At 67.3% G+C, this 3,410-nt stretch carries 4 protein-coding genes; all 4 read left to right on the plus strand.

Annotated features, from left to right (window positions below; all coding sequences use genetic code 11):
* The first annotated feature begins 157 nt into the window (after window positions 1-157).
* Entirely contained in the window at window positions 158-1,105 is a 948-nt protein-coding gene (locus tag MUO23_08055; GenBank protein MCJ7512908.1) for a MetQ/NlpA family ABC transporter substrate-binding protein, read from the plus strand.
* A gap of 312 nt (window positions 1,106-1,417) precedes the next feature.
* Window positions 1,418-2,191 (plus strand): ATP-binding cassette domain-containing protein, encoded by a 774-nt coding sequence (locus MUO23_08060; GenBank protein MCJ7512909.1) that lies wholly within the window; start codon window positions 1,418-1,420, stop codon window positions 2,189-2,191.
* Window positions 2,188-2,928: an ABC transporter permease gene (locus MUO23_08065; GenBank protein ID MCJ7512910.1), complete on the plus strand. Its 741-nt coding sequence runs from the start codon at window positions 2,188-2,190 to the stop codon at window positions 2,926-2,928. The genes MUO23_08060 and MUO23_08065 overlap by 4 nt, the downstream gene beginning before the upstream one ends.
* A gap of 15 nt (window positions 2,929-2,943) precedes the next feature.
* The coding region (locus tag MUO23_08070; protein ID MCJ7512911.1) for a class I SAM-dependent methyltransferase at window positions 2,944-3,410 on the plus strand (467 nt) is incomplete at its 3' end.

Genomic DNA, 3,410 nt, shown 5'->3' on the forward strand with positions numbered 1-3,410 from the left:
ACCGGCAGTCTGCTAGCCTATGAGCACTACCTGGTGCGTCCCAACGATTTCACCCGCTTGAACACGGCGTTCTTCAACGTCAACAGCGTCATCAGTTTGACTCTGCTCGTCACGACGACGATGGCGCTGGTTGCGCCCTAGCCAAAGGAGGAAACACATGATGTTTCGCAAGCTGGTACCCCAGATGGCCGCCATCGCGCTCCTGGCGGCAGGCTGCGCCGGGCAGCCGGCTGAGCCGAACACCCTCAGGATCGGAGTCCTACCGATCCTGGACGCCCTGCCGATGTACGTCGCCCAGCAGCAGGGCTACTTCGCCGAGAACGGGCTGCAGGTCGAGTTCGTCCCGGCGGCCTCGGCCGCCGAGCGCGACCAGTTAATGCAGGCCGGTCAGATTGACGGCATGATCAACGACCTGGTCTCGACGATGCTCTACAATCAGGACGAGCCGCAGATCACCGTCGTGCGTTTCGCCCGGACGGCCACCCCGGAATTCCCGCAGTACTCCATCCTGGCTGCCAAGGACAGCGGCATCACCACTCCCGAGGACCTCAAGGGCGTGGAGATCGGCATCTCGGAGGGGACCGTCATCGCCTACACCACCGACCGCCTGCTGCAGGCCGAGGGTCTGGCGCCGGAGGACATCCAGACCATCGCCGTCCCCAAGATCCCGGATCGGATGGCGCTGCTCGATTCCGGCCAGCTCAAGGCAGCCAACTTGCCCGATCCGCTTTCGTTGCTGGCCATGCAGGGCGGCGCGACGGTCGTGGTCGACGACAGTGCCCATCCGGAGTATGGCAACAGCTTGATTTCGTTTAGCAGGGCATTTGCTGACGCCAATCCCGACACCGTGCGCGCCTTCCTGGCGGCAATCGAGAAGGCCACCGCCGAGATCAATGCCGACAAGGGCAAGTGGCAGGATCTGCTCGTGGAGCAGAAGCTGGTCCCTGCCCCGATCTTGGAGTCCTACACCCTGCCGGACTTCCCGGCGGCATCAGTGCCGAGTGAGGCGCAATTCGCCGATGTGCTGTCCTGGACGATCGAGAAGGGCTTGATCGAAAGCGCGATCGCCTACGCCGATTCGGTGAGCGGCGCCTTCCTACCCTAGGCACATGCAGCAGAGCGCCCATCGACCTCGCCCCCTATCCTCTCGCGCAGCACCCCGTCCTGACAGGATGTTGCACGAAGCCGGAGCGAGGGGCTCTCCGCGGGCCACCAAGAAGCATGGCGGAGAGACGGTAGAAGATGTGGCTGGTGGGGCAGGGATGCGCTCCCGTCCACCAGGCAGGAATGCCATCCCCTGCTCCTGCACACTGCCATGGCAGGCAGGTCCACCTCGGAGCATATGTCGGGCTGAGGGCATACCCGGGTGCTCGCTGTCTCCCCAACCTGCTGGGCTCGGAGTCCCGCTAGGCCGACCGTGATCAAGTTGAACGATCTGACCTTCGCCTACCGTGGCCAGCCGCCGCTCTTCCAAGGTTACAGCTGGCAGGCGGCGCCCGGCGAGTCGTGGGCGGTGCTCGGCCCCTCCGGCTGCGGCAAGAGCAGCCTGCTCTACCTGCTGGCCGGCTTGCAGCTCCCCACTTCAGGGGAGGTGCAGGTCGGCGGCGAGGTCCTGCGCCGTCCTCGCCCGCGCACCGGGCTGATCTTGCAGGACTACGGGCTGCTGCCCTGGGCCACGGTGCGCGCCAACATCCGGCTCGGCCTGCGCCTGCGCGGCTTCTACGGCCCGGACGGGAGACACGCCCCGCGCGACGAGGTGGTCAAGGACATTGATGAACAGGTCGGGGGCTGGCTGCAGCGCCTCGGGCTGGAGGCGGTCGCCGAGAGCTACCCCGGGCAGATCTCGGGCGGCCAGCGCCAGCGCACAGCCATCGCCCGCACCCTGGCGCTCAGCCCCGACTTGCTGCTGATGGATGAGCCCTTCGCCTCGCTCGACGCGCCGACGCGTCAGGATCTGCAGGACCTGACAATGCGGCTTCGTCAGGGGCAAGGCCTGACGCTAGTGCTGGTCACGCACGCCATCGAGGAGGCGGCGCTACTTGGCCAGCGCGTGCTGGTGTTGGGCCGCCCTCCGCACCGGCAGCCGCAGGTGCTCGACAACCCCGGGGGAGGCCTGCCGGATCACCGCGGGACGCCCGCCTACGACCAGGCCTGCGCCAGCCTGCGGGCGGCGATGGAACGTGTGGCATGAGACGACGGTCAATCCTCCTTGCGGCAATCGTGCTGGTAGTGATCTGGGCAGTGCTGGCGGCCGTCGTCAACCGCCCGATCTTGCCCTCGCCGTTTGAGGTGCTGTGGATCACGATCCGCGAGCTCCCCGGCGAGCTGGGCGGCCATCTGTTGGTCAGTCTGTGGCGCGTCGTCGCCTCGACCGCGCTGGCGGTACTGGCGGCGGTGCCGCTGGGCATCATCCTCGGACAATCAGAGCGCGCCGACCGCTGGTTCTCGCCCTTCGTCTACCTGCTGTTCCCGATCCCCAAGGTCGTGCTGCTCCCGGTGCTACTGCTGTTCTTCGGCATCGGCGACCTGACCAAGATCGCCGTGATCTTCCTGATCCTGTTCTTCCAGATCCTGGTGCTGGTGCGTGACCAGGCGGCTGCCCTGCGTCCCGAGTTGCTGTTCTCGGTGCGCAGCCTGGGCGCCGGGCGCCGCGGCCTGTTTCGTTTCGTGTACCTGCCCGCCAGCCTGCCGGCCATCCTCACCGGCCTGCGCCAGTCGATTGGCACCGCCGTGGCGGTGCTCTACGTGGCCGAACTCTTCGCCACGCAGCAGGGCCTGGGCTACTACATCTACCTGCATGGCAGCACTCTCTTCGACTACCCGCGCATGTACGCCGGGGTGATCGCCATGAGCCTGCTCGGCCTCGGGCTGTACCTGGTGGTCGATGCCGCCCAGCGCCGTCTGTGCCGCTGGCAGTACGCGGCGTGATCCCAAGGCTTCGTCATGGCTGACTTGAGCGGGAGCGCCCGCGCCGCCTACGTCTCTCGCATGTTCGACCGCATCGCCGGGCGCTACGACCTGCTCAACCGGCTGATGACCTTCGGGCAGGACCGCCGCTGGCGACACGAGGCCGTGCGGCGGCTGTCGCTGACGCCCGGGGCGCGCGTGCTGGATCTGGGCGCAGGAACCGGGGATCTTTCGTTCGAGGTGCTGCGCCAGCAACACGCGGCGCGCCCGACGGCAGCCGATTTCAGCCTGCCCATGATGCGGGTTGGCCGGCAGCGCCCCGGCGGAGATCGGGCGAGCTGGGTGATGGCCGATGCCCTGCACCTGCCTTTCGCCGCCGGAACCTTCGACGGCGTGGTCAGCGGCTTCCTGCTGCGCAACGTTAGCGATGTGCCGGCGGCGCTCGCCGAGCAAGCGCGGGTCCTGCGCCGTGGAGGGAGGTTTGTCTGCCTGGACACCACACC

The organism is Anaerolineales bacterium (assembly GCA_022866145.1).
Lineage (GTDB): Bacteria > Chloroflexota > Anaerolineae > Anaerolineales > E44-bin32 > PFL42.

What these genes read in the sequence shown, in the direction of transcription:
- MUO23_08065 (MCJ7512910.1), top strand. Translation starts at nt 2,188, where the DNA reads ATGAGACGACGGTCAATCCTCCTTGCGGCAATCGTGCTGGTAGTGATC.
- MUO23_08055 (MCJ7512908.1), top strand. Translation starts at nt 158, where the DNA reads ATGATGTTTCGCAAGCTGGTACCCCAGATGGCCGCCATCGCGCTCCTG.